Annotated in this window: 25 protein-coding genes and 2 tRNA genes; 17 read left to right on the top strand and 10 right to left on the bottom strand. The window is 69.0% G+C overall.

The window, feature by feature from the left end; all coding sequences use genetic code 11:
- Positions 1–71 precede the first annotated feature (71 nt).
- Positions 72–761, bottom strand: a complete 690-nt coding sequence (locus AB0L06_RS26415; RefSeq protein ID WP_500233777.1) for a TetR/AcrR family transcriptional regulator — start codon at positions 759–761, stop codon at positions 72–74.
- 77 nt (positions 762–838) lie between these two features.
- Here AB0L06_RS26415 and AB0L06_RS26410 point away from each other — a divergent pair, with 77 nt between their 5' ends.
- Together AB0L06_RS26410 and AB0L06_RS26405 are read left to right on the top strand one after the other, a co-directional pair.
- A complete protein-coding gene (locus AB0L06_RS26410) occupies positions 839–2,431 on the top strand; it encodes an ABC-F family ATP-binding cassette domain-containing protein (protein WP_500233776.1) in 1,593 nt (530 codons plus the stop codon).
- Positions 2,432–2,443: 12 nt separating this feature from the next.
- The gene (locus AB0L06_RS26405; protein WP_500233775.1) at positions 2,444–3,088 is read left to right on the top strand and encodes a transglycosylase SLT domain-containing protein; all 645 of its coding nucleotides are present in this window, start codon (positions 2,444–2,446) and stop codon (positions 3,086–3,088) included.
- A gap of 106 nt (positions 3,089–3,194) precedes the next feature.
- Here the strand turns inward: AB0L06_RS26405 and AB0L06_RS26400 are convergent, their stop codons facing one another.
- Positions 3,195–3,677 (bottom strand): hypothetical protein, encoded by a 483-nt coding sequence (locus AB0L06_RS26400; protein WP_500233774.1) that lies wholly within the window; start codon positions 3,675–3,677, stop codon positions 3,195–3,197.
- A 260-nt stretch (positions 3,678–3,937) separates the two neighbouring features.
- On the opposite strand from AB0L06_RS26400, the gene AB0L06_RS26395 reads away from it, so the two are divergent.
- The 3 genes from AB0L06_RS26395 (at position 3,938) to AB0L06_RS26385 (ending at position 5,426) form a co-directional block, all read left to right on the top strand.
- Positions 3,938–4,399 (top strand): hypothetical protein, encoded by a 462-nt coding sequence (locus tag AB0L06_RS26395; RefSeq protein WP_500233773.1) that lies wholly within the window; start codon positions 3,938–3,940, stop codon positions 4,397–4,399.
- Complete coding sequence (locus AB0L06_RS26390; RefSeq protein ID WP_500233772.1) at positions 4,396–4,704, top strand: winged helix-turn-helix domain-containing protein; 309 nt, start codon at positions 4,396–4,398, stop codon at positions 4,702–4,704. Before AB0L06_RS26395 ends, AB0L06_RS26390 begins: the two co-directional genes overlap by 4 nt.
- Before the next feature lie 107 nt (positions 4,705–4,811).
- On the top strand, positions 4,812–5,426 hold the full coding sequence (locus AB0L06_RS26385) for a hypothetical protein (RefSeq protein ID WP_500233771.1): 615 nt from the start codon (positions 4,812–4,814) through the stop codon (positions 5,424–5,426).
- A gap of 336 nt (positions 5,427–5,762) precedes the next feature.
- Here AB0L06_RS26385 and AB0L06_RS26380 read toward each other — a convergent pair whose 3' ends face one another.
- Positions 5,763–6,359 carry a TetR/AcrR family transcriptional regulator gene (locus AB0L06_RS26380; RefSeq protein WP_500233770.1) on the bottom strand — a complete coding sequence of 199 codons (597 nt, stop codon included), beginning with the start codon at positions 6,357–6,359 and terminating at the stop codon, positions 5,763–5,765.
- 71 nt (positions 6,360–6,430) lie between these two features.
- Positions 6,431–7,399: an AurF N-oxygenase family protein gene (locus AB0L06_RS26375; protein ID WP_500233842.1), complete on the bottom strand. Its 969-nt coding sequence runs from the start codon at positions 7,397–7,399 to the stop codon at positions 6,431–6,433.
- A gap of 179 nt (positions 7,400–7,578) precedes the next feature.
- Here AB0L06_RS26375 and AB0L06_RS26370 point away from each other — a divergent pair, with 179 nt between their 5' ends.
- From AB0L06_RS26370 to AB0L06_RS26360, 3 genes are all read left to right on the top strand, one after another.
- Positions 7,579–8,061: an adenylyltransferase/cytidyltransferase family protein gene (locus AB0L06_RS26370; protein ID WP_500233769.1), complete on the top strand. Its 483-nt coding sequence runs from the start codon at positions 7,579–7,581 to the stop codon at positions 8,059–8,061.
- 977 nt (positions 8,062–9,038) lie between these two features.
- Positions 9,039–9,111, top strand: a tRNA-Ser gene (locus AB0L06_RS26365).
- Between the two features lie 2 nt (positions 9,112–9,113).
- A complete protein-coding gene (locus AB0L06_RS26360) occupies positions 9,114–11,711 on the top strand; it encodes a transcriptional regulator (protein WP_500233768.1) in 2,598 nt (865 codons plus the stop codon).
- An 809-nt stretch (positions 11,712–12,520) separates the two neighbouring features.
- Here the strand turns inward: AB0L06_RS26360 and AB0L06_RS26355 are convergent.
- Positions 12,521–12,736: a hypothetical protein gene (locus AB0L06_RS26355; RefSeq protein ID WP_500233767.1), complete on the bottom strand. Its 216-nt coding sequence runs from the start codon at positions 12,734–12,736 to the stop codon at positions 12,521–12,523.
- 233 nt (positions 12,737–12,969) lie between these two features.
- Between AB0L06_RS26355 and AB0L06_RS26350 the strand changes: the two genes are divergently transcribed.
- From AB0L06_RS26350 to AB0L06_RS26330, 5 genes are all read left to right on the top strand, one after another.
- Entirely contained in the window at positions 12,970–13,089 is a 120-nt protein-coding gene (locus AB0L06_RS26350) for a DLW-39 family protein (protein WP_500233766.1), read from the top strand.
- A 156-nt stretch (positions 13,090–13,245) separates the two neighbouring features.
- Positions 13,246–13,318, top strand: a tRNA-Ala gene (locus AB0L06_RS26345).
- 448 nt (positions 13,319–13,766) lie between these two features.
- Entirely contained in the window at positions 13,767–14,429 is a 663-nt protein-coding gene (locus AB0L06_RS26340; protein ID WP_500233765.1) for a DUF8175 domain-containg protein, read from the top strand.
- 562 nt (positions 14,430–14,991) lie between these two features.
- Positions 14,992–15,183, top strand: coding sequence for a hypothetical protein (locus AB0L06_RS26335; RefSeq protein WP_500233764.1), 192 nt, complete (start codon positions 14,992–14,994; stop codon positions 15,181–15,183).
- Between the two features lie 105 nt (positions 15,184–15,288).
- On the top strand, positions 15,289–15,513 hold the full coding sequence (locus AB0L06_RS26330; RefSeq protein ID WP_500233763.1) for a hypothetical protein: 225 nt from the start codon (positions 15,289–15,291) through the stop codon (positions 15,511–15,513).
- A gap of 173 nt (positions 15,514–15,686) precedes the next feature.
- Here AB0L06_RS26330 and AB0L06_RS26325 read toward each other — a convergent pair whose 3' ends face one another.
- Positions 15,687–15,941, bottom strand: coding sequence for a hypothetical protein (locus AB0L06_RS26325; RefSeq protein ID WP_500233762.1), 255 nt, complete (start codon positions 15,939–15,941; stop codon positions 15,687–15,689).
- A gap of 12 nt (positions 15,942–15,953) precedes the next feature.
- Here AB0L06_RS26325 and AB0L06_RS26320 point away from each other — a divergent pair, with 12 nt between their 5' ends.
- Positions 15,954–16,490: a hypothetical protein gene (locus AB0L06_RS26320; RefSeq protein ID WP_500233761.1), complete on the top strand. Its 537-nt coding sequence runs from the start codon at positions 15,954–15,956 to the stop codon at positions 16,488–16,490.
- A gap of 218 nt (positions 16,491–16,708) precedes the next feature.
- Here the strand turns inward: AB0L06_RS26320 and AB0L06_RS26315 are convergent, their stop codons facing one another.
- Positions 16,709–17,113 carry a hypothetical protein gene (locus AB0L06_RS26315; RefSeq protein WP_500233760.1) on the bottom strand — a complete coding sequence of 135 codons (405 nt, stop codon included), beginning with the start codon at positions 17,111–17,113 and terminating at the stop codon, positions 16,709–16,711.
- An 855-nt stretch (positions 17,114–17,968) separates the two neighbouring features.
- Here AB0L06_RS26315 and AB0L06_RS26310 point away from each other — a divergent pair.
- The 3 genes from AB0L06_RS26310 (at position 17,969) to AB0L06_RS26300 (ending at position 20,794) form a co-directional block, all read left to right on the top strand.
- Positions 17,969–18,847: a peptidoglycan-binding domain-containing protein gene (locus tag AB0L06_RS26310; protein WP_500233759.1), complete on the top strand. Its 879-nt coding sequence runs from the start codon at positions 17,969–17,971 to the stop codon at positions 18,845–18,847.
- A gap of 74 nt (positions 18,848–18,921) precedes the next feature.
- Entirely contained in the window at positions 18,922–19,809 is an 888-nt protein-coding gene (locus tag AB0L06_RS26305) for a peptidase inhibitor family I36 protein (protein WP_500233758.1), read from the top strand.
- Positions 19,810–19,843: 34 nt separating this feature from the next.
- Positions 19,844–20,794, top strand: coding sequence for a peptidase inhibitor family I36 protein (locus AB0L06_RS26300; protein ID WP_500233757.1), 951 nt, complete (start codon positions 19,844–19,846; stop codon positions 20,792–20,794).
- A 133-nt stretch (positions 20,795–20,927) separates the two neighbouring features.
- Here AB0L06_RS26300 and AB0L06_RS26295 read toward each other — a convergent pair whose 3' ends face one another.
- The 3 genes from AB0L06_RS26295 to AB0L06_RS26285 all read right to left on the bottom strand — a co-directional run bounded on the left by AB0L06_RS26295 (position 20,928) and on the right by AB0L06_RS26285 (position 24,926).
- A complete protein-coding gene (locus AB0L06_RS26295) occupies positions 20,928–21,629 on the bottom strand; it encodes an NBR1-Ig-like domain-containing protein (RefSeq protein WP_500233756.1) in 702 nt (233 codons plus the stop codon).
- Between the two features lie 1,402 nt (positions 21,630–23,031).
- Positions 23,032–23,640, bottom strand: coding sequence for a response regulator (locus AB0L06_RS26290; protein ID WP_500233841.1), 609 nt, complete (start codon positions 23,638–23,640; stop codon positions 23,032–23,034).
- Positions 23,640–24,926 (bottom strand): sensor histidine kinase, encoded by a 1,287-nt coding sequence (locus AB0L06_RS26285; RefSeq protein WP_500233840.1) that lies wholly within the window; start codon positions 24,924–24,926, stop codon positions 23,640–23,642. Before AB0L06_RS26285 ends, AB0L06_RS26290 begins: the two co-directional genes overlap by 1 nt.
- Between the last annotated feature and the right edge of the window lie 102 nt (positions 24,927–25,028).

Here is a 25,028-nt window from a genome sequence, read left to right as displayed (position 1 = left end):
CGCCGCCCCGCGACATGGTCACACCCACCACCATCGCTCCCCCGCCCATGTCGCCCACCGCCACGCACGGCTCAGGGGGCTTCGGCGACGCTCCCCCGGATCCCGCTGATCAGGTATCCGAGCCCGCGTCGGAACGCGTCGTCCCAGTCGTTGTCACTGGGATGCCCGTGTTCCGCGAGCGTCGGGTAGCGGTCGCGGTCGGCCGCGAGGATCCGGTCGGCGACGTCCCGGGTGGACGGCTCGTCCGACCCGCGCCACGACGCCTGGCTGATCGCGGCCCCGACCACGAAGTGCGACAACCCGTAGGCCGCCGCGGTCAGCGGCGCACCCGCCAGCCCGGCGCGCCGCAGCGTCGCGTGCAGGAACTCCGTGCGCGCCAGAACGTTCGGCCCGAGCATCGGACGTCCCATCAGCGTCGCGCTCCACGGATGCCGGAGCATGACCGCCCGCCAGCGCCCGACCATCGCGGTGACGTCCGCCGCCCAGTCCCCGGACGCGTCCGGCACCTCGGCCTCGGCGAACACCGTGTCGAGGGCCAGGTCGAGCACGTCGTCCTTGGTGTCGACGTGCCAGTACAGCGTGGTCGAGCCGGTGCCGAGCCGCTCGGCCAGCCGCCGCATGGTCAGCCGGTCCACACCCTCCTCGTCCAGCAGCGCGACCGCCTCGGCGACGATCCGCCCGCGGGACAGGGGAGGGGCCTCGCGCCGTCCGCCCGTCCGCTTCAGCCAGATGTCGCCCGCGCGTCCTCGCCTGGTGCTCATGGCCGTCCACTCTAGTACGGTGAGCGAGAACCGGATCAATGTTCTAGTGACTGGATCAACGTTCGAGAGGTGTGGCCGTGGGACACATCGACGTGAGCGACCTGGCCTATGCGCTGCCCGACGGGCGGCCGCTTCTGCACGACGTCTCGTTCCGTGTCGGGCGCGGCGCGAAGGCCGCGCTGGTCGGGCCGAACGGTGGTGGCAAGACGACGCTGCTGAGGCTCATCGCGGGCGATCTGACACCGTCCGACGGGACGGCCCTGAGTACGGGCGGTCTCGGCGTGATGCGGCAGTTCACGCCGGACGACAAGACCGTCCGCGAGCTTCTGCTTTCGGTCGCACCGCCGGAGGTCCGGGCCGCCTCCGCCGTGTTGGCGCGGGCCGAAAACGCGCTGACCGATGACTCGGACAGTCAGCTTGCCTATGCCGAGGCCATCAGCGAGTTCACCGACGCGGGCGGTTACGACCTTGAAGTCGTCTGGGACACCTGCACGACACTGGCGCTCGGGCTGCCCTACGCGACCGTCCGAGATCGGCGGGCTGGAACGCTCTCCGGTGGCGAGCAGAAGCGACTCATGTTGGAAGCTCTGCTGCGCGGCCCTGACGAGGTTCTGCTGCTGGACGAACCCGACAACTACCTGGACATCCCCGGGAAGGAGTGGCTGGAAGAGCGGCTGCGCGCGACCGCCAAGACCGTCCTGCTCGTCTCCCACGACCGACGCCTTCTGGCCGGAGCCGCCGACCGGATCATCACGGTCGAATCCGGAACGGTCTGGGTGCACGGCGGCGGCTTCACCACCTACGCGGACGCGCGTCGCGACCGTGCCACCCGCATGGACGAACTCCGCCGGCGCTGGGACGACGAGCACGCCCGGCTGCGTCGCCTCGTCCACACGCTGAGACAGCGCGCGGCCGCCAGCGACGCGGTCGCCTCGTCCTACCAGGCCGCCCGCACGCGGCTCGCGCGCTTCGAGGAGGCCGGGCCGCCCGAACCACCGCCGCGCGCCCAGAACATCCGCGTCCGCCTGCACGGCGGACGCACCGGCAAACGCGCCGTGACCTGTGAGGATCTCGCACTCACCGGATTGACGGAACCGTTCGGCCTGGAGGTCTGGTACGGCGAGCGCATCGCCGTCCTCGGGGCGAACGGATCGGGCAAATCGCAGTTCCTCCGCCTGCTCGCCGACCCGTCCGCGGTCCCTCACCACGGTGCCGTACGGCTCGGCGCGCGGGTCGTTCCGGGCCACTTCGTCCAGACCCACACGCGTCCCGACCTGCGCGACCGCAGTCCTGACGAGATCATCACCACCGACTTCGGGGTGACACTGAACGACGCCATGCGCGCGCTCGCGAGGTACGAGCTCGCGCGCACGCGTGGGCAGTCCTTCCAAACCCTGTCAGGCGGACAGCAGGCACGGCTTCAGATCCTGCTGCTCGAACTCTCCGGCTGCACGCTCCTCCTGCTGGACGAGCCGACCGACAACCTCGACCTGGCCAGTGCCCAAGCCCTCCAGGACGGCCTCACCGCCTACAAGGGCACCGTCCTGGCGGTGACCCACGACCGGTGGTTCGCCGAGGATTTCGACAGCTATCTGGTTTTCGATCCGGACGGGGGCGTCCGCCAACAAACCACCCCGATGTGGCAGTGTGGTGAACGGGCTCGTGAATGACCGGGGGCGCGGGTGAAAGACAAGCGCGGCAACCTCATCTGGTTGGTTCTGCCGTTGGCCGTCGTGGCAGCGCTGCTCACGGTCAAGAACGGGGACTCCGCCAAGCCGGACGCTGCGGAGAAGCCCGCCGCCAAGCCGTCCGCCACGCGCGCGGACGAGGGCCGGCCGAACGATCGGTCACCGGACCACTTCGCCTCACAGGTGCGGCAGTACGCGCGCGAAGCGAAGGTCGACCCGACGCTGCTGATGGCGATCCTCTACAACGAGTCCGACAAGCCCCACGATCCGGAGCTGGAGCGGACCTGGCAGCGGTTCAAGCCGGACGCCGCGTTCGGCATCGCCAACATGCACAAGGCCGCGTTCAACGACACCAAGGACGGCCGTCCCTTCCAGAACCGCCGCTGGGAGGAGCTGCCGGACGATCCCGCGCTGGCCGTCCGCGCCGCGGCCTGGTTCCTGCACGATCTCGCCCGGCAACTGCCGTCCGACCGGTCGTCCGATTTCAGCAAGTCGGACCTGCTGGCGCTCGGCTACAACGCGGGCGCGGGGAACATGCGCCTGTTCGCCCAAGGGACGAAGCCGGGCGCGATGGCTGGTTCCTACCTGAAGCGCCTGCACGACAACTGGGCCAAGGCGCAGAGGGCGCTGGGCCACTAGCTCAAGGACAGCCCCGGGCCTGGGGAAAGACCCCCGGGCCGAGCCGGAGCCGCGATCGGGGAGCGGCTCCAGCTCGGGCGGGCGATGTCGCCGCCTCCCATGCCGATCAATTCGCGACTTCGCGGATGACCGTGGCGACCTGGCCGCTGAAGCTGACCTTCGCGTACCGCGGCGCGGACTTGACCCACATCTCCATGTTGTCGGTGGTGCAGCGGTTGTCCGGCCGCGCCGCGTCGTCCGGGCACTTGCCGCCCGCGACGATGATGACGGTGTCGGTGGCGGTGAAGAACGCCGTGTTGCCCACGAGGAACTTGCCCGGCGCCAGGTAGGACAGCTTGCCGGTGACCGGCTTGCCGGCGTTGGCATCGGGGGTGGCGCCGCCGGCGTCTCCGCCGCCCTGGTTGGACGGCGCGGTGTGGTGCCCGCCGCCGTGGGTGCCCGGCTTCGCCGGCGCGCTGGACGATCCGCCCTCCGACGCGGAGGACGAGGGGGCGGAGCCCGCCTTGTCGTCGCTCTTCGCGTTGATGTCGCAGGCCGACAGGCCAACGGTGAGGGCGGCGGCGGTCACGGTCAGGAGGATCTTGCGCATGGGGGGTCTCCGCAGGTCAGGAGCAACTCAGGGGGAGCGTGCTCACAGTCTGGTGAGACCCCGCTACCGCCGTTTTGGTTGTCCGGAACCCGGGTGATCAGAACCACGCGAGATCGGACGAACTTCTCACTCCGCCCAGTCGATCGAACCCCCTTTCGCCCCCGGCCGTCATCCGTGGCCCGGAAAGTACTTGACGGATTGGAAAGGAGAAAGTATTTTCCATCATGGAAAGTATTTCACGAGCCGGACAGGAGACCCCCATGGACCGAGTGCCGAGCCCCGCCGAGGCCCTGGCCGAGATCGAGCGCACCCAGCGGAAGGGGTACGCCGGGCAGCGCCTCCCGATCTGGTGGCTGCCCGCCGTGGTTGCCCTGATCACGGTCCTGTCGACCGCCTTCGAACTGCACGGCGCGGCCCGATCCGTCCTGCTGGTCGCGGTGGCGCTCGGGCTGGCCGTGATGACCGCCGTGCTCGCCCACCGGGTTCGCGTGAAGAGCAGGCGCCAGGTCTGGACGCCCCGCGCCACCGCCTGGCTGGTCGCCTGGGTCGTCCCCTTCCTCGTGCTCTTCGGCATCACCCCGCCCCTGGTCTGGCTCGTCACCGACTCGGCGATCTGGCCGAAGATCATCTCTGGGATCGCGGTCTCGCTCTACGGTGTGTTGACGCTCCGGTGGGCCGAGCGTCAGATCATGGCCGGCGCGAAGGGAAAGGTCGCCCAGTGAACCTCGACCCGGTGATCCACGCCCCCGTGCGGCTCCAGATCGTGTCCCTGCTCGCCACCGCGAACGAGGCCGAGTTCTCGTTCGTCCGCGACAGCCTCGAGGTCAGCGACTCCGTCCTCTCCAAGCACGCCGCCGCCCTCGAGACCGCCGGCTACGTCCACATCCGCAAGGGCCACGTCGGCAAGCGTCCCCGAACCTGGCTGAAGCTCACCGACCAGGGGCGCACCGCCTTCCGCGAGTACGTCGCCACGCTCCAGCAGATCGTCGGCCAGCCCCTGACCGATGTCACCCAGGAAGCCGGCTGACCTCCCCGCTCCCAGCACCCGCCCCTGCCACCGCGAACCAGCGCCCCGCCACCGCTGTCCGCCCGCCACGGTCACCTGGCATCGCCCGAATGCGCTTGGATGCGGGCATGCCGATCAGCCCTCCACCGGCCGCGCTGCCCGTCGCCGAGCCCGTCCCTTACCTGCTCCGATTCAAGACGTCGCTGGCCAAGCGCTGGTCCCACACCCGGATGCGGGAGCTGTACCAGGAGTTCGACCTGGCGACCTATCTCTGGGCCCTGAACCGCGAGCCCGAGGCCCTCGACGTCCTCGACTCGATCACCACCGCGATCCCCACGTCGAACGACGACTACAACGTCTGGTCCCCCGTCGTCGCGATGCACGCCCTCCAGGCCCGCATCCTGCGCGCCGGCTCCGCCGCCGGTCCCCCGGACGACGAGGACGGCTCCGCACCCGCCGCGTCCCGCAACTCCGCAGCCGTCCTCGCGGATCCCGGACTGGCCGACAACCCGTCCTACATCGCGTCCTCGGTCACGGAAGCCGAGTCCAAGTTCCAGGCGGCCGCCGCCGAGCGAAGCCTCGCGTCCTCCTGCCGGAACACATCCCGCGCCCTTCTGCCCCTCTTCGTCCTCTCCGAACTGGCCCTCGCCCGTCACCCCTTCGCCGCCTACTACTCCCCGTCCGAGCCCGACCGCCTCATCCCCGTCGGCCGCGAAGCCCTGGCCGCCCGCCTGACCTCCTGACGGCCACCGCCGCCAAAGGCGGAACCCGGTCGGCAGGCAGTTCCCCGCCGCCGTGAGCACCGAGCGCCGTCACCGGTCGTACGTCCCCATGCGAAGCCATCACAAGGCTGACTGCACGGCAGCCCCCTGCACGGCAGCCCCCTGCACGGCAGCCCCCTGAACGGAAGTCCTTGGATGCCGACAGCCCCGTGGGTTGCGTAGCGGGTGGCCTGGATCGAGTTGTGCAGGAGGCGGCCACGGGGGTGGCGCGACGGACGCCGACAGCCCCTCGAAGGTGGCGCGAGGGTGTCCGCACGGCTCCGGATCACCGACAAGCTCCGCCGGGGCGGCCCGGGCCTACTCGTTCGGGGACGCGGCGGTGATGAAGCGGTTGATGACCGTCGCCCAGTCCGCGTCGTCCACGGGGGCGAGGTCCATCATGCTGGTGAAGAGGGTGCCCAGCGAGACGGCCAGCAAGAACCGGGCCAGCGCGCCGGACGGAAGGGACGCGTCCACCGCCCCCTCCTGCTGGGCCGCCGCGACCAGGCCCTCCACGGCCTCGAGATGCGCGGTCAGCTCCCCGGCGAAGATCTCCGCGACCCGCGGATCCCGCCGCGCCGCGGCGGCGCCCTCGACCAGCATCGCGGCGATCTGCCGGGGCCGGTGCGGAAGCTCCTCGCCGAGATGCTGGACGACGTCCTGCACCGGCACGCCCGGCACTCCGTCGCTGATCAGCCGCGCCAGCTCCCCGGGGATGTACGCCTTGATGGCGTCCGCGAGCAGCTCCGCCTTCGACGCGTACCGCGAGTAGATCGCCCCTGTGGACAACCCGGCCCGCCGAGCGATCTCGCTGGTGGCCGTCCCCGAGTAACCCCGCTCGACGAACACCTCGGCGGCCGCCGCCAGCAGTCGCTCACGCGCCTCTTCGCTCGTCAGCCCGGCCACTCTCCCCATGCCCTCACCCTAAGCGCCTCCACCCGGCCGCCGTCGCCTCAGCGTGCGGCCGGAACGGACAGGAAGTCCGGTCAGCGGCGGGGGAGGGAGGCCGGGACAGGGGTTTCCGGCGTGGAGAGCATGCCGGTGCGGTGCCAGATCCGGGCGCTGGGACCTTCGATCATGCCGATGTCGGTGAGGAAGCCGGTGGCCCGGCGGAAGGCCCAGCGGAGGGTGGCCTGACGATGGGGGCTGGTCTTCGCGGTGCGATAGGCGACACGTGGGTCGAGGCCGACGGCCCGGTACACGGCGGGACGGGTGAGACGAGGAGCCATCCGGAACCCCACGCCCGCGATGCCGGACGCCTGGACGCGGCGGAACGGGCGCGGCGTCGAGGCCACCTGATGCTTGAGCTCCTCACGCGCGTACGAGATGTGCCGGGCCTCCTCGGTCACGTGGATGCGGCTGATCGTCCGGACGAGGGGCTGGACACGCTCGTCCGACATGGTCACGCGCTGGACGGCGTCGGTGACCTCCTCGACGAGCAGGACGGCGGCGAACATCGCCATCGGCGGGTCGATCAGCCCCGCGACCTTGCCGAGTTGGAACTCCGGCCAGGCCATCGGGTACGGACGCAGGCCGATCTTGCCGATGAAGCGCCCGAACATGCTGGAGTGACGGCACTCGTCGGCGGTCTCGGTGAGGGCGTAGGCGATGTGCCTGGAGGTCGGATCGCCCCGGTAGACGTGGCTGAGCAGGCCCTTCATCAGCATGATCTCCGACCAGATGCCGAACGACAGCATGCTGACCAGCTCGTGCCGGGACAGCTCGACGCGTTCCTCGTGGCTCATCCGATCCCACAGCGGCGTCTCGTAGAGGGAGAGCGTCTCGGGCGGGAGATAGAAGAGGTCCGGGTCGAGCGGCGTGTCCCAGTCGACGTCCACCTCGGGGTCGTAGGACTTCCTGGCCGACGCCTTGATCAGGCGTTCCGCCACCCGTTCCCGGTCGCGCAGCTCCACCGTGTGATCGCCGTCCGCGCACCGCACCAGCGCCGTCGTCATGCTCGTCACGCCTCCCTGGGGATGGGCCGTGAAAATAGTAGGCATTATTTTTATCGTGACGACAAGGGGCCGGACGGTGTGACGTGCGTCGCGTCGCCCGTCCGGAGCCGGGGCGCGTGACGCCGCGGTCCCCCGGTCGTGTTCACTGTGTGGCAGGGGAATCGACCTGCGGAGGGTGGATGGCTGTGGGCGGTCAGCGGCTGACGGCGACCTGGGCGGGACCGCGCCCGGAAGGACGGCCCGTCGTCGCCACGGGCGTGTTCGATGTCCTGCACATCGGGCATGTCCGCTTCCTTCGAGAGGCCGCGGCACGCGGCTTCCCGCTCGTGGTCGGCGTCGAGGACGACGACCGGGTCCGCGCGTGGAAGGGCCCGGGCCGCCCGGTGAACGCCGCCGCCGAACGCGCCGAGGTCCTGTCCGCCCTGCGCTCGGTCGCCGGAGTCTTCGTCATCTCCGGACCGCCCGAGGTCTCCAAATGGGCCGACTACTCGGAACTACTGGCGTCCCTGCAACCCGTCGCCCTCGCCTACACGGCTGGCGACCCGCACACCGAGGCCAAGCGCCTCGGCGCCGAGGCCATGGGCGCCCAAGCATGGGAGTTCGGCCTGACCGAAGCCCACTCCACCAGCGCCATGCTCGAGGCCATCACCTCCCTGGGCTGACCCCACCCCCATCACCACCCGCCTAACCCCGACCACCTTCCGCTCCAGCCCGTCCCCCAAGCCAGCCTCCTCAGCCGTCGACCATGCCCACAAGACACTGGACGCCCGGCTGCCCCCACACAGACCAGCCAAGCCAGCACCCAAGACGCAGCCCACGGGCCGCCCCACACTCCACCCTCCTCCTGGTCCGCTCAGCGACTCTCCAAGCGGACCAGGAGGGACACGAACACGGACGCCCAGAGCCCCGCCGAGCACGTCCACCGACGGCCCCTTCTCCACACCCGCGTCTGCTGGCCCGCCGGTTCGCGGACCGCCCGGCGTCGATTGTCTGGGCACCCACACACGCGACACCAGCACCGCCCATGGGCGCCACGCGGACGCCACCCACGGGTGCGACGCGGGCATCGTCCAAGGGCGCGACGTCGGCACCGCCCAGGGCGCGATGTTGGCATCGCCCACAGTGCAACGCGGGCGCCGTCCGCAGGCGGGACGTGGGCGCCGTCCATGAGTTCGAGGAGAGTCCGGTACCGAGCGCGTGGGGCGCGATCCCAGGGACGAAGGTTCCTGGGGGTGGGACGTGGAGGTGGGGAGTTGGCTGGTCGTCGTGTCCTTGCCGCCCTTGCCGCCGAGGTTGTGGCTGTCCGCAGCTTGCTGCTGGATGCCGAGCTGAGCCGTCTGGCAGCAGCCTGCCGAACGGCCCTGGAGGGCGAGACGGGGGAAGGCGTACGGGGCGGGGGTGTCCGTGGGGAGCGGGCGGTCCTGGCCGCGTTCCTTGGATGCCCTGCGGGTGGTTGACGCTGTGCGCCACCGGCGTGCGGATGTAGGGGAGGCGGCGGTGCTGAGCATGCTTGAGCGTCCGTGTTCCGAGTGGTTCCTGCGATGTCGGTGGGTGGGGGCTGTGGCATGCGGCTTGGGCCATGGACGGCGAGCAAATCCGATTGCAGCGACTTCGTTCGGTTTCTAAGGTCGGTTCTGATCAGCGTGTAGCTCAGATAGGAGAGCACCGGGCTTGAGACCCGGAGGGCGCGGGGGCGGAGCCCGCCACGCTGGCTATGAACATCGGAGACGGATATCCGCTCGGGCAGCTCGCACGCGCTTTCACCACCGCCGGGCAACACGAGGACCCGGCCACCCGGCGTCGTGCGGAGGAGCGTGTTCGGGCGTGGAGGAGAGTTCTCGACGGGAAGACCGATGGGACGCTCAGCATCGGCAGCCGTACACCGGTGCACGGGCTTCCGGCATGGGTCACCCTTGAGGTCGTCCGCGGCGGGTTCGCCACCGGCAGGCCGCTGGCGGGAGGTCCGCTGCTCCCCCATGAGCTCGCCGTCGCGCCAGACCGAGCGGCCGTCTTCGCGCACTACCTGACCGACGCGGGCCAGGCGGAGCTCCAGGCCATGCTGGACGCCGCGGACTACGAGATCACCCTTCCGGAAGAGGCTGCGCTTCTCACGGTCGCGTGGTTTCTGCGGGACGGCGACCGTGCCGGCGCGTTCGACATCGTGGACGCGATCGCGCCGTTCGCGGATCGGCTTCGCTTCATTCCCGCGCGCCGTCCCGGACGGCCAGGACGCGACCCGGAGCATGTGTTCCGGAGTTCGGTCGGCGAGGTGCGCTCTGCCCTCCTCGCACGCCGGACGCCTCCCGCGATCGACGCGATGCACGAAGCGCTGAGCGTGTGGAACCCCTTCGCCGATCGCCTCCTCGCTCACTGGCTGACCACCGTTGTGGACGGTCGTGTTGCCGCGGTCTTCCCCGAGGGCTGGACGGACCAGACCATCGCGCTGCTGGCCGAGTACCAGATGCTGGCCTCCGAGCACCGGCTGTGCGCCAAGCACCGTCGCCCTAAGGAGAACGCGGCGATCCTGCGCACGGCCATGGAGGACGTCGTCGACGGCCGCGCTCCGAAGCGTGGTCTGCTCCAGCATGCCGTCGATTCGATGGTCGCTCGGAGGGGGCGGCCTGGCTCCCCCGAGCACTCGGCCCTCCGCGAGCGCCAGGCGGCGGACGCGGCGCGGCCGCCTCATCGCGCGCTGGCCACGATCGCGGCGGACCGCCTGGCCGTCCTCCCCCAAGACGACGGCATCCCTGACACGACCGCCTTCATCCACCCGGTGACTCAGGACGAGCACGCCCGACCCCAGCCGAACAGTGGCGCCCACGGACAGGCGAACGCGCGCAGCAACGATCCTGAGAACGACGAGAACCTTCTGCAAGGCACGCGGCCTTCCGCAGAAGACCAGTGGCAGGCGGACGCCCGAGGCAAGGAACCGGAGGGCCACCAGGACGTTCCGCAAAGCGTGGCGTCTTCCACGGAAGGCCGGCGGCAGGCGGACGTGCAAGGGGATGAGTCCGGGCCCGAGAACGGCGAGATGGCTCTGTCGACCGCAGAGTCCGCTGTTGGAAGCCGAGGGTGGGTGGACGGTGGTTCGGGCGGCCGACTGGCTGAGCGCGCTCGGGTGCCCGTCGGTGCGGTGATGCCGGACGTGGTGGTGCGGACGATCGGGCAGGCGCTGAGCGCGCCGGTCGGGACGCTGGTCGAGCGGCGGATCGTGCCTTCGGCCGAGGTGCTGTCGGGGCTCGTTCCGCAGCTGGTGGCGTCCACGGTGGCGCTCGACTATGGCGATCGGGCCTTGGTGGCGTTGGTGTCGGCGGGCTACCGGGCGTTCCGGGGACGGCGGTCGCTGCTGCTGGTGAACCTGGAGCACCAGGTGCGGTTCGATGAGCTGCCCTGGGTTCGCGCGCTCGAGTCCCGGCGGGGGAGCGGCGGCGACGCGGCGCGCGAGGCGGCGCGGACGACGCTGACCCGGCTCGGCGGCCTCACGCTCGGCGCGTTCCCGGGGACGATCATCCCGAACCGGATGGTCACCGAGCTCTCCGCGCTGGCGCGGCAGGCCGGGCTGGACGCGCCGTTCGTCGAGGAGCTCGCCGCGGACATCTTCATGGGTACGTTCTCCCCGAAGTTCGTGCGGGCAGCGGAGCTCGCCGCCGAGCTGCTCGACGGGTCGCTCTACGCCCGCTACTACGGCATCGACACCGCACGGCTGTGGACGCTGCGGGCCGCTGCCAAGACCTCGTCCGAGAAGACGGCGCAGGCGAGGAAGACGCATGCCGGTTTCACCTCCGATCCTGAAGCGGACGCCGCGAGGGAGTTCGCGGCGTTGTGTTCGGCGCGCGCGGTAGCCGCGGGCGGCTCGTGGGTGGTCGCGAACGGACGGGTCATCGAGCAGTCCCAGATCCTGACCACGCACAATCTCGCCGTGCTCGCCGGAACGGTCGGCGTGACGCCCGAGCCTGGCTGGCCCGAGTCGGCGCGCCGCGCCTTCACCGTGATGTGCGACCGGCTCGTCACCGCGCACCGGTCGGCGCTGCCGCTGCGCGCCGTGAAGGACGCGGCGTACGCGTGGCGGCAGGCGTTGTTCTTCCTGTCGATGGCCGGTGACGCCGAAGCACGCGCCTTCGCCGCGTGGGCCCGGGACGAGACCGACCGCCTGTTCGGACCGGTGGCCACCCGTACGGCCGCGCCGGCGGCGGGGCTCGACCGGGTGCTCGCGGGGCTGGACCACGTCCTGGACGGCGGCGGGCTGGACGGGGACGAGGCGTACCCGCGCCGCTTCCTGGGCTGGTCCGGCCGCTGGATCCTCGGCCGCTGACCACTGATCGAAAACTGGGGACGGAACGTTCGCCCCGCTCCCGAGATCCAGTGTTCCCGCAGTATGCGGCCGGGGAAAGCACGTCCACAGATTGTGGATAACTCGCCGCCCAGGGAGCGTCCGCCTAGGTGTGGGCACCCAACCCTAAGGCCCCGGACAGCCGGACAACGTGCTGCCTCAGCGTGTCGGGTGGAGGGGGCTGTGGATGCGTCGCACAGTGTGATTCACAGGAAGATGATCTGGGGATGCGACTGGGGATTTCCCGTGGGCAGACGGTTTCCACCGGATGGGGCACACTGTGGAGGCCCGTCGCCCACAGCCTGTGTACAGCGATGGGACGTCACGGCCGAAGCGGTGTTCCGACACTGGTCAGAACGTTATCCACCAGGTGGATAAGCGGATGTCCATCTGGGGGTGACCTGGGGACGAGAAGTGGATAGCGAGCAACCCCGTCTCCCCACAGGTTGTGCACCGAAGTTATCCACAGGCTGTGGAGGACGGGGATCGCCGCGAGCGTCGCCCACAGCTCGTCCCCACCGTTGTCCAGAGGAACGGTCCGGCGCACGAACCCTTGGCCAACTGGGGATTCTCGTGTGGACGACGACCTCGAAGACCCCCGCCCAAGCAGGCAAGAAAGCCTCCAAAGCACCACTTTTGGCCTGTGGATGAAGAGTCCTTCCGCGACCGTCCGCCATGCCGGTCGCCCCGAAAGGCCGGCAGACGCCCTCACCGGATCGCGGACGATCCGTCCGTCGCATTCGCGAAGGCATGCGGTTCGCTGATGGCGATCACGCGCCCCGCGTCCGGCGTCACAGCCCGGCGCGCCACAGCAGCAGGATCAGGGAGGAGAGGACCAGTCCCACGACGCCCAGCGGTCCCTCGCCCAAGGTGATCAGGACGGTGCAGCCGACGGCCATGATTCCCGCGATCACGAGCGGTCCACGCAGGCCCGACGACTCCGGACGATCCGCCGACCCGGTCCCCAGCTCCTGCTCCCAGAGACCGAAATCGTCCTCTGCGCCCATAGGGACTCTCCTGACGTCGATGCCCCGGATTATCCGGCGGATCCGCGTCCGAATCGAGATGGCGCGTCCGCCACAGCACCCACACCGTCTTTGGACGGCACGTCCGATAACGGCACAGGGGGTGCGGATCGCTCGGCCCGGGTTGCTAGGCTGCGGAGAGCCTGGGGGGAAGAGTCTCTTGACATCCATGTCCCTCGGGTTGACTTCATAGTCGAGGTGAAGGGGTCCCCACCGTGAAGAAGCTTCTCGTTCTGGCCGTTGTGGCTCTCGGCGGGTTCGTCGTCTGGCGTCGCCTTCAGCAGGACCGGGCGGAGCTGGACCTGTGGACCGAGGCCACGTCCAACGACAGCTGAACCGGCATCCGCCGTGCAAGGCCCCGGCGTGACCGGGACGGACCACCGTTCCGATCCCGCCGGGCCCAAAGCGCATGGCTGCTTCCTGGACGCGCACACCACAGCGATAACCGGGCGCGTGCGATGTCCATCCCCCGGTAAGCTTTGACCCGCCAAGGGGCCTTAGCTCAGTTGGTAGAGCACCGGCTTTGCAAGCCGGGTGTCAGGGGTTCGAATCCCCTAGGCTCCACCCACCAGAAAGCCCAGGTCAGGACCGATCTCCTGACCTGGGCTCTCGTCTTTCAGGACCGCTTCTTGCGGTTGCGTGCCCGCTGCGTGCCCGATCCCTTCTTGCCCTTGAGCTCGGCCTTGGCCATCCCACTCAAGGGGCGGCGCTCGTGCCGGTGGCGCGGCCCGCCGCCCGCGCGTCCGGGGCGTGCGGCGTGGGCGCCGGTCCCCGGCCGCGCATGCGTTACTGGGAACCCCAGGGTTCCCAGACCCCTCCCGGACACGGAGGGCACATCCGCGCGGCACGGTCCATCACGGCGTTCTCACCGTTCGCGCGGATGCACCCTCCGGACGGGGCCGTTGTACCTGCGGCCGCGGCCAAGACGTCGTGCTGGAGCGGGCGGCGTTGATCTGGAGGGCCTAGCATCGGCCTGCGGTGTCAGAATCCGCCGTGCGAGATAGGTCCCCACATGTTCAAGCGAGCCAGCTTTCCGGTCATCGTTGTCGCCCTAGGCATCGCTGGTTGTACGGCGAAGAGCCAGGAGAACACTGCAGCGGCCACTCCGAAGTCCACGCCTTCTGCCACGAGTCCGGCGGGGGCGCGCACGTGTTCTACCGACAACGGCAATCAGAGCATTCCCACGACCGCGCCGAGACAGGTGTACTGGAAGCGTTTCGAGGGCGTTGCGGTGCCGTTCTCGCCGTTGGTCGGGCCGCTGGACGTCCAGGGCGACATCGCACGCTGCTACGAGCACACGCCGCGCGGAGCCCTGTTCGCCGCTGTGCAGATAAGCGTGCGGCTCGACCGGTCGACACGATGGCAGAAGATCTTGGAGCAGCAGGTCGTGGAGGGAAGAGGCAAGGCGGCCTACGCGCGGGTGCGTGCCTCCGAGCAGCCCGTACCGGCCAGGAAGGCAGCACAGATCACGGGCTTCAGAATCGTCTCCTATACGCCTCAGACCGCAGTGGTCGGCACGGTGTTGCGGGACCCTGGGCGCGGCCGCACCGCCAGGACCACGACCGTGAAATGGCAGGGCGACTGGAAGCTCGCGCCAACCCCAGACGGATTCACAGGCTCAGCACCCCAAAACGTTGACTCGCTCTCCGGGTTTGTCTTCTGGGGCGGCTTCTGACGGCAAGAAATCCGGGAGCCACGGGGACGGGCGATCTCGGGTTGCGATGAACCAGTTCGGACGAGGCGCAGGTCATCGACCCAGCGTGCGGACGGGTTCGGACGGGGCAGTGATCGTTTGGGAATCTACAGACCAGACGGTCTGGGAGGGTACCTGAGGCGGGGGAACGTGCCCGATGGAGTGGTGATCAAGGGGACTCGCGGTCACTTGCGGAGTGATCGGCGAGACGCGCCAGGTCGGCGGGGTGCCAGGTCGGGCGGCAGGGGCGAGGTAGGTGAGGACCATCCGGAACCCGCCACCAGGCCGGGGATCCCTCGCTCGCCCCGCCCGCACATGCCGTCCGTAGGCGACTGTGCCTCGAAGGACTCGCGGTCGAGGAGGGTGCCGTGAACGGGTCGCCGGCGGTGCCGCGCCTCTAGGACCGATAGCGGGGGATTGCGGATCCTCACGAGATCGTTGGGTGGAAAATGGATCAAGGTGGGGCCTAGCGCGCTCCTGGTGAGGGCATCGGCTGTATGGCGCCTGTCGGCGTGACGGCAGGCTCGACAGCACAAGGAGATCCATGACCTCTCGCATTCGATCCGTGGCACTGGCGGCAGGCGCGTTGCTGCTCAGCGGTGGTGTGGCCCTGTGGTCCCCGACCTCGGCACACGCTCTCACCGCCCAGACGCACACCGCCCAGACGCACACCGCCCCGGACCAGCCCGCTGCCAGCTGGCCCAAGCACCGCTGGGGCTGCCACAAGTGCCATTGAAGCTGCCACAGGTGCCATCGCGGACGGCCGGGTCCGCCCGGACCGCAGGGAGAGCCGGGCCGGAACGGCGTCTCCGGACGGGAACTCGTGGAGGAGGACTTCACGGTGCCCGGGGGCGATACGGCCGTGACCCACACGGTCATGTGCAGGAACGGAAGGCACGTCCTGGGCGGCGGCTACCGGGTCGCGCCGGAGAGCATCGACCTCGGCTCCAGCTTTCAGGCGCTCGCCTCCGGCCCGCTCGAACCCAACGGCTGGCAGGTGACGCTGCGGCACGCGGGGGCCCTTCTCCCGGTCACCGTCTACGCGATCTGCGCCTACTCGGACTGACCACAGGGCTCTACGGCCGAAGACAGGAACCAGGCTCCCGAGCTGGACCATGGCATGGTGGAGCGAACGGCCTCGGCGGCAGCGGCATCCAGGGGGTGCCTCGCGTGATCGTGTGCCGACCCGGCTTCGGTCGCGTCGTCTCGCGCGGACAACTTGTACGGCCCACCCGGCACTTAGACGTCGGTCGCGTTTGGTGGGATCGACCTACCAAACGCAACGATGTGTTGGGTCACCGGAACCAGCACGCCAGCTGTGCCATCGTCGTCCGGGTCGTCCTGGATGGCTGCCTTGGTCTGCGCAGCGATGGCCTGTCCCGCCGTTGAGGTCTCGTGCTGGTAGATCATGGCTGCGAGTGGCGAGTCCCGCCCCATGCGCGCCATGAGATCACGCAGGCTCGCCCGGCTTCCGGCCGCGAGGGTGTTGCCCATGTGGCGTAGGTCGTGGAAGTGCGGCTCCGGAACGCCGAGCGCCTCGACCGCGCCTGCCCAGCGAGAGCCGCGGCGGAAACATGTGGCGTGGGCGCCGGTCATCGGGCGGCCGCGCTGGCCGTGCAGTCGCAGTTGCTCATGTGCCTGCAGGAGGCAGGCCAGGAGCCGCGTCGGCTCGACCCGCAGTCGGCGTGGAGAGCATTCGGCCGGTTCATGCGTCATCCGGTTGAGACCGAGGAGGACGCTCTGCTGTATGAGTACGGCACCTTCTCCTTTGGGGGGCAACGACGCTTCACCCTCAGCTTCTGCCGTCAGTTCGACGTCGACGAGGACGGTGCACCGGCTCTCGTCCAACTGCGCTGCGAGATCGAGTACGAGCCCACACCCGCGCTTGAAGCCTTGGGGGCACACAACCAATGGTGGTCCGGTGTGGAGGGCGAGCCGCCGCTCGCCGCAATGCTGGACGAGATCGAACGCCGGTCGGAATGGAAGGTCATTGGCGCACACCGATCAATAGGCAGCTCGGTGTATCAGGAGCGTCCTTGCTGATCCCGAGCCCCCACGGTCTCGGTTCCATGGCTGAGGTTCGTCCCACGGGCTCCCGGCTGAGTGAGCGTGAACCAGGAGGCTGCGCCGCACCCTGGATCCCGCGGACCGGAGCACTCCTTCGCGCGAATCTGTCTGTCACGGGGTCCGCGCTGTTCGCGCGAACGAGCATTCCGGAGCGATGCGCGGTTGTGCGGGCAGGATGGCGCCACCCCGCCAAGTCAGAGGGGTTTCAGCGTCACGTCGACCTCAGTAGCGAACTGGGGATGGTTGCGGACGATCGTCACATGCACGGTTCCCGCATCGACCGGCACGACGACGCCGAGTTCTTCCTCGCGCGTCAGGTCACCGATGACCAAGACGCCGCTTGCCACTTGCAGAGGTCCGGCGAACACCGGAGTTGACGGAATGCGCGAGGCATTCCTGCGGACGCGCACCTCCACGAGATCGTCAACGAAGCAAGCCGCGCCGACGATCACGAAGGTACGGCCGACGACGAAGCCGCTCACGCAGTCGTCGGGATCGAAGTACTCACGGGACTCCGAGTCGGTCACGTGCAGTAGGCCGGCTTCCAGGCCACCCCGAAATCGTGCGATGACTCCTGGATCAGCGTTCTCGCTCGCCATCGGCGAAGCGTAGCGCGGGGTAATCGCAGGCGTCACAACCCAGGGTTGTGCGCGGTGGCACCGCTTGTTCGCCGCATCTGGGAGAGGTTACTGAACTTCTTCTTTTGAATCCTCCCCACCCTGTCAAGGGGCAAGTTCAGGCCGAGCCCGTTGGCAAGGGGATCTCGATGGAGACCAACAGGCGATTCATTTCAGGATTGCCGGTTGCGGAGAATGCCGCCCGTGCTGTTCAGTGACTCCTCTGATGGTTGGCGATCGGCGGCGTGTTCGGATCTTGGTGATCACGATGGTGTTCGCCGCTTCGTTTCGTCGGTGTCTTTCTGATGCGACTCGGAGTGCTGCTGGTTTCACTGCTTGAGCTGTTTCGGTTGAGCTCGTCGTGTGCGAAACCGGGTTGATGTGCTCGGGAGAGGGCGGCCGGGTCCGGGGACGACGCCCGGGATTCGTGGTCGAGAACTGGACGCCTTAGCCCGTCCAGGAGGGCGTTCGCAAGTGGGATCGGCGGACGAGGGACAAGTCTTCTCGGACATCGAACGACCCTGGCTCGGGCGTGTCGGAGGCACGTCCGGTGGCCCGCTGGCGCGGCGCGTCCGGCAGTGACGGAATCGTGTCTTGCCTGGTCAGAGCGGTGGATGACAGGCAGAGCCAGCCCGTTTGATGCATCTGTGGGCCGTTTGTCTGGTTGTGTCATGAGTGTCGTATTTGTGCATCAAGTCGCCTGTAAGGCGGCGGGTGCGAATGTACGGGGAAGCGCCGAACAGGCTGACAACAGCGACTTATTGCGAACAGCTGATCGTCCCCGGAAGTGTTGGTGGCACCTCGAGCACGCCCCCCGCTGCACATCCAGGAGATTTGATGAAGCTGCCCAAGTACGCCGCTGCCGCCACAGCGGCCGTTGTGCTCACCTCGCTCGCCGGTGTGACCGCGGTTTCGGCGGCGCAGGGGGACAGCAATCACAAGGCGGCTCCGACGGCCAATGCCTCCGCGCTTCCGGGCGTGAACATGGAGGCGCTTGTCAAGGCCGCGCAGATTGATCCGCGCCGCCCTGACAACAAGCTGACCCCGGGCGCCAAGGCCAGCGTCCTTCTTGTCGAGAAGGCTCTCGCGGACAAGAAGTTCCTCGACAAGAAGTGGGTGGACGGCTACTTCGGCACCACGACGATCGCCGCCTACATCAAGTTCCAGAAGTCCCTCGGTTACAAGGGACTCAGCGCCAATGGCCTGCCGGGCAAGACCTCACTCGCCAAGCTCGGCGCCGGGCGGTTCACCGTCAACCACGTCATCGTGCCGGGCCCGAAGGTGAAGTTCGGACCCAAGTACGTCGTCGACACCCGCACGCAGAAGATGCTGCTCCGGGCGGAGAAGCTGCTGCACCGCAAGCTCGTCCTGGACCAGGGTTCCTACAACCCGGGCGGAGACCACACGTCCGCCGGCACGCACGACGGCGGCGGCGTCGTCGACATCAACGTCAAGGGGATGAGCGCCGCCACCCGCACCAAGGTGGCCAAGGCGATGCGCCAGGTCGGATTCGCCGCCTGGGTGCGCAACCCCAATCAGGGCGAATGGCCGTGGCACATCCACGCGACCGCCATCAACGACACCGACCTCTCCGTTCAGGCTCAGCACCAGATCGGTGACTACTACCTCGGCCAGAACGGTCTCGCCAACCGCGGCAAGGACGACGGTCCGAAGGTGACCATCCGCACCTGGGAGGAATACCTGCGGGTCCGCTGATCACGGATGACCGCAGAGTTCCACTGACCCCGTCCGAATCCCAAGCCCCGCCAGAAATCAAGGAGAACTGCCCCATGAGAAAGCTCACCAAGGTCCTCACGACGGCGACGGCGGCTGCTGCTATCGGCGGTGCGGTCGTTGCCACCACCGCCTCCGCCGCTGACGCGGCGGGCCGCAACGGCAAGTGTGAGACCGGCGAGTTCTGTCTCTATTACAACAGCAATCAGAAGGGCTCGGTTTCCGACTTCACCAAGTCGGTGGCGGACTACGGCGCCAAGCAGCCTGGTTGCTACGAATTCAAGAGCGCGGGCGCTGGCAAGGGCAAGTGCGTCAAGAACTCCACCGCGTCGGTCTGGAACCGCACCAGCAAGACCGTGCGGGTCTACTTCAACAGCAACTTCGGCGGCCGTTACCAGGACTTCAAGGCCGGGGCCAAGGGCAACCTGAACTCCTCCCTGAAGAACCAGAACGCCTCGCACGAGTTCTCGCCGACCAACCGCGTGAACATGTCGTGGGCGCTGTACAAGGCCAGTGGCGGCCACATCTCCTGCCCGTTCGACGGTTACCACGGCATCAAGGGCCGTCACGAGGGCACCGACATCCAGCGCACCATCGGCTCGGACGTGCACGCGCTGGTCTCCGGAAAGGTCACCTACTTCAAGAACGGCTACAACGGCAAGGGCGGCCTCTCCACGATCGCGATCTACAACGCGGCGTCGAACAAGACGGTCATCTACCTGCACTCCGCTCCGCGGGCACTGCATATCGGCCAGAACATCTCCCGCGGCCAGATCATCGCGGACGAGTCCTACCGCGGCATCACGGACAAGAGTGCGCACCACACCCATGTCGAGATGCGGCCCGGCCGCCAGACCCACGCCTCCATCAGCATCGGCGACATGACCCTGGACAACCCGAAGCCGTACTCCTTCTGGACCTCCCAGGGCTACAACTACCGCTGATCACCGCGACCGCTGACCTGAGAGAGGGATGACCATGGCGAAACAGAAGATGTTCGCGCGGGCCGCTGCGGTGACCGCGGCGATGACGCTCGGTGGTGCGGCGATCGTGGCGAGCACGGGTGTCGCCGATGCCGCCGGACGCAACGGCAAGTGTGACACCGGCGAGTTCTGCCTGTACTTCAACAGCAATCAGAAGGGCTCGCTGTCGGACTTCACCACCTCGGTGAAGGACTACGGCGCCAAGCAGCCGGGCTGCTACGACTTCAAGAGCACCGGCGCGGGCAAGGGTGTCTGCGTGAAGAACCACACGGCGTCCGTGTGGAACCGCAGCAGCAAGACCGTGCGGGTCTACTTCAACAGCAACTACGGCGGCCGTTACCAGGACTTCAAGGCCGGGGCCAAGGGCAACCTGAACTCCGGGCTGAAGAACCAGAACGCCTCGCACCAGTTCAACCCGTCGAGCCACCCGGCGCCCTCCGGCTGCAAGACCGACGGCACGAACACGAAGCTCCCCTCCACGATCCTCGTGTACCGCGAGACGAGGCACAAGGTCGAGCGGGTCAACTTCAAGTACTACGTCAAGAACGTCCTGCCCAAGGAGTGGATGCCGAACTGGAAGTCCGAGTCCCTCAAGTCCGGGGCCATGGCGGTCAAGGGCTTCGGTTGGTACCACGCGCTGACCTCGACGAAGAAGACGCCGTGGGGAGCTTGCTACGACGTCACTGACAACACGAAGAGCCAGGTGTACGTCCCCGGTTCCGCGACCGCGCGTACCAACGCCGCGGTGGACGCGACGTGGGGGCGCAAGATGACCCGCGGCGGCAAGATCTTCGAGCCCCACTACTGCCAGACCACGACCGCGTGCGGGCGCGACTGGGTCAACGGTGAGTGGATGTCGCAGTACGGCACGCGCGACAAGGCCAACGCGGGCTGGGGATACGCCAAGATCCTCAAGGCCTACTACCGCGGGATCACGATCTCCTAGTTTCCAGGAGACCGTCTGACCTCTGGTTCCCCGTCGTGCTCCCACGACGGGGAGCCATTGGTCATTCGATCGGCCGGGCCGCCGGTCGGCTTTTCCGCCGGTCGTCTACGCCACCGGCCGCTGAAGCAGGGGGCTAACCGTCGTGGACGACGAGCTGGAAGTTGACCGGACGGTTCCCGGAGAAGGCGACGCGTCCGGCGGAGTCCAGCATCTTGAAGCGGGCGATGCAGAAGCCCGCCTTCTTCGGTGTGGTGATCTCGACCCGGATGTCCACCGTGTCGCCGGCACGCGTGGTGTTGATCGGCACGCGGTTCTTGGTCCGGCAGTCGGTCGGCTTCTGCGGGAGCTCGAGGCGGCGCAGCGAGTACCCGCGCCAGTTCAGCGCTCCGGTGTTCCTGATCCGCCACACTTTGACGACGGTCATGTCGGGGCCGACCCGCGTGCAGTCGCGCAGCGTGATGTCGTCGACGAAGGCCGCCGCGTCGCCCTTGTGCAGGGGCGGAGCCCACGCGGGCTGGGTCGGTTTCACCGGGCAGCCGACCGCGGCCGCCGCAGCGGACGCGTTGTCGGTAGCTTTGGGAGCCGACTTGTGGGACTTGGAGTGACCGCTGGAGTCGAACACCGCGTAGACCAACGCTCCCGCACCGGCCGCGAGGATCACGGCCGCGGACACGTAGGTCACCAGGGTCTTCCTGCCGCGCGTCTTGCGCGGAGGAAGCGTGACCGGCTGAATGTCGCCGCCGTGACCAGCGAGCAAGTGCGGTGCCGGCCCGCCGGGCAGGTTGTGCAGCGGGGCGACGGCCGTCGCGGGGACGCCGGGGGGCTGCGCCGGCACGGGCACGGACGCCGCCGCCCGGCCCGATGGTCGAGGCAGAGGCAGAGAGGGAGCGGACGCCGTGGCCTCGCCGTGTGACCCCACCGACGGGGGATGCTCCGCCGAGGTCTCGCCCGGTGGCATGGGCGGTGCGGTCATGGATGCCGCAGGATCGCCGACCGTCGAAGGATCGCCAGACGTCGAAGGATCGCCGACCGCCGGGGGCGTCTGCGATCCGAAGACCACGTGCAGGGACGGACGCTCGGCGGTCTCGCCGGGGTCCAAGTGGCTCGCGTCGTCCTCGCGACCAGCGATGCTCGCCCTGGGCACGGCGTCCTCGCGACCAGTGATGCTCGCCCTGGGCACGGCGTCCTCGCGACCAGTGATGCTCGCCCTGCGCACAGCGTCCGTCCGGCCTGCGAGGTTCGCCTGGCCTGCGAAGTTCGCCTGGCCTGCGGCGTTCGGACCCTTGACCCTGAGGTTCGCCTGCTCCCAGTGTTCGCGGTACGCCTCGGGGTCCCCACCGCACGCCTTGACGAACTCGACGGTGGTTCCCCAGCTCGGGAGCCGGTTCCCCTTTGTGGCTTCGTGCAGCGTTGTGTGTGAGATCGCCCCAGATCGTCCGGACATCTCCCGGAATGATGGGTTGCCGACCGAGTTTCGGAGTTCTCGCAGAACCTCCGCGAAGTCCTCGATCGTCTCCGCTCGTGCCCGCCTCTCGTCCACCGGCCGAAGCTAGCAGCGCTCACGGTAATCACTCAAGGCGTAACCCGTATTGCGGACGACCCTACAAACCACAACTGTCCTAGCTCCTCCGTCATGTCTCGGAGCGTGCCCTCGACCCGCTCCGAGCTCCCGTACCTACCCGCCGGTATTCGACACCGACTGGAGCATGATCCAATTCTCCCTGCTCAACACCCGTCGCGTCGGCGCGGAAGGTGTCGTCCAGCACCGGTGAGTCGCTCGCCGTGACACCTCCCGGCCGAGCTTCGGGGGTGCGGAACGCCCGCGTGGAGAGCGGTTCCCGGCCTCTGCCGTCCCGTTCGACGTCGTGGCGAACATCACTGAGCGTGAGGAAACGCCGGGCGTCGCCTCGCCGCACCGGCGGACGCCCGGCAGTGATCATTCCAGGATGGCGAGAGGACGGACGCAGCGTCATTCAGAAGCGATAGCGAAGAACACGCGCGCCTTGTCGTGACAGAGCGGCGCTGTGTGCGGTAAAGCGAGTCAGCGCGCCAAGCGGCTGCGGAAACCGCGTCGCTTCCGAGGCCCGAGTGAGGATTTCCTCCTCGACCAGGGGAGGCCCGCGACCCAGGACTCGGGTTCGCGTCGAGTCGGCCGGACGGAACGCCTCGGTCAGGCCCGCTCTACGGCGAAGCGGATGGCGGGCCGCGACGTTCGCAGCCACGCCAGGGTCGTGGCGTCAGGAGCGGAGGAAGGCCAGGACGGCCAGGACGCGGCGGTGGACCTCGGCGTCCGGCGGGAGGTCGAGTTTGGCCAGGATGCTGTTGATGTGCTTGCCGACGGCGGCGGCCGAGACGGTGAGCTCCTGGGCGATCGCGGCGTTCGAGTGGCCTTGGGCGATGAGCGCCAGGACCTCGCGCTCGCGAGAGGTGAGGCGGTCGAGGGGGTCGCGGCGGCGGGTCAGCAGGTTGCGGACGACCTCGGGGTCGATGATCGTCCCGCCGTCCGCGACCTGGCGGACGGCGTCGGCGAAGTCCGTCACGTCGATGACGCGGTCCTTCAGCAGGTAGCCGACCGCGCGGGCGTCGGTGGAATCGAGCAGCTCACCGGCCGAGGCGGCCTCGATGTACTGGCTGAGGACGAGCACCGGCAGGCGGGGGTCGCGCTCGCGCAGGGCGATCGCGGCGCGCAGCCCGTCGTCGGTCAGCGTCGGCGGCATGCGGACGTCGGTGACCACGATGTCCGGTTCGTGGGATTCGACGGCGGCGATGAGGGACGGCGCGTCCGCGACGGCCTGGACGACCTCGTGCCCGAACCGGGTGAGCACGGCGGTCAGGCCGTCGCGCATCAGGGCCCCGTCCTCGGCGAGGACGACGCGGAGGGGACGGGCTTCGGGCACGGAATCTCCACTCTGATCAGGGTCGGACCACCGGACGGGCTGGTCAGGGCGAGGGTTCCGCCGACGACCGCGAGCCGGTCGGACAGCCCGGTCAGGCCGCTGCCGCCGGCCGGATCGGCGCCGCCCGCGCCATCATCGCCGATCTCCAGCCGCAGGGTGTCGCCGGAGTGCGCGGCGGTGATCCAGGCGCGGTCCGCACCGCCGTGCCGGGCGACGTTGGCCAGGGCCTCGCAGACGACGAAGTACCCGGTGGCCTCGACGGCGGCGGGCATGCGTCCGGTGACGTCCCAGGTCAGGGCGACCGGGACCGGGCAGCGGCCGGCGGCGTCCTGGACGGCCGCGCCCAGCCCGTGCTGGGTCAGGACCTGCGGATGGATGCCGTGGATCAGTTCGCGGAGCTCGACCAGCGCCTTCTTCGCCTCCCGGTGGGCGTGCGCGACCTGGTCGGCGGCGGGGCCGGGCGGCAGGTCGAGCATCGCCAGGCCGAGGCTGGTCGCGACGGCGACGAGCCGCTGCTGCGCGCCGTCGTGCAGGTCGCGTTCGATTCGGCGGCGCTCGGCCTCGAACGCGTTGACCAGTCGCGCGCGGGATCCGGTGACCTCCGCGAGCAGCCGCTCCGCCTCGTCCGGACGCGGGGAGAGGAGCCGCCGGGTGAGCGCGGCGCGTCCGGACGCGACCACGGTGACCAGGTAAGCGCCGGCCACCAGCAGGACGATCCCAGCGGGCAGCGCCGCGAGGGCCTGTCCGGGAGTGTGGATCGAGAAGCCGGGCCAGAGCCCGCGCCGTCCACCGGACAGGACGGGCGTCCAGGCGGTCAGCAGCGTGAGGGGGAGGAGGGCGCCGAGCGCGGCGACGGCCAGATCGAAGGGCCACAACAGTGTGGCCAGTAGGGCAGTGAATCCCAGCTCACGCCAGGTCGCGGACTCGCGCACCCGCACGGCCAGCCAGCCTCCGACACCTGGACGGTCCGGGGAGCGGTGCGGATCGGCCACCGGCACGGCGTCCACCAGGCGGATCCGCCACCGTTCGAAAGCCGCGACCGGAACCCCCGCGAAGGCCAGCGCCGCCAGCATCGGAAATCCGACGAGCACCGAGGACAGCGTCCCGCCGACGAGCAGCACCGCCACGACGACCGTCAGCACGAGCGCACCCGGAACCAAGCTGGTCACCAGGTACGCCAGGCTCCGCCACGGCAACGCCGACCGCAGGAACCCGCGCCGCCGCAACGCCGCCATCGCCTCCACCTGACCAGCATAGAAGCCACTTTTGGGACGTCCCATAGGGCGTGGACGACGGTCGGGGGTAAGGCTGGGCATACCCCGAGACGGTGGCCCGGC

Source organism: Spirillospora sp. NPDC052269, from assembly GCF_040679435.1.
In the GTDB taxonomy this organism is placed as follows: domain Bacteria; phylum Actinomycetota; class Actinomycetes; order Streptosporangiales; family Streptosporangiaceae; genus Spirillospora.
The sequence above is the reverse complement of the archived record's forward strand: the minus strand, read 5'-3'. Positions and strand labels throughout refer to the sequence as shown.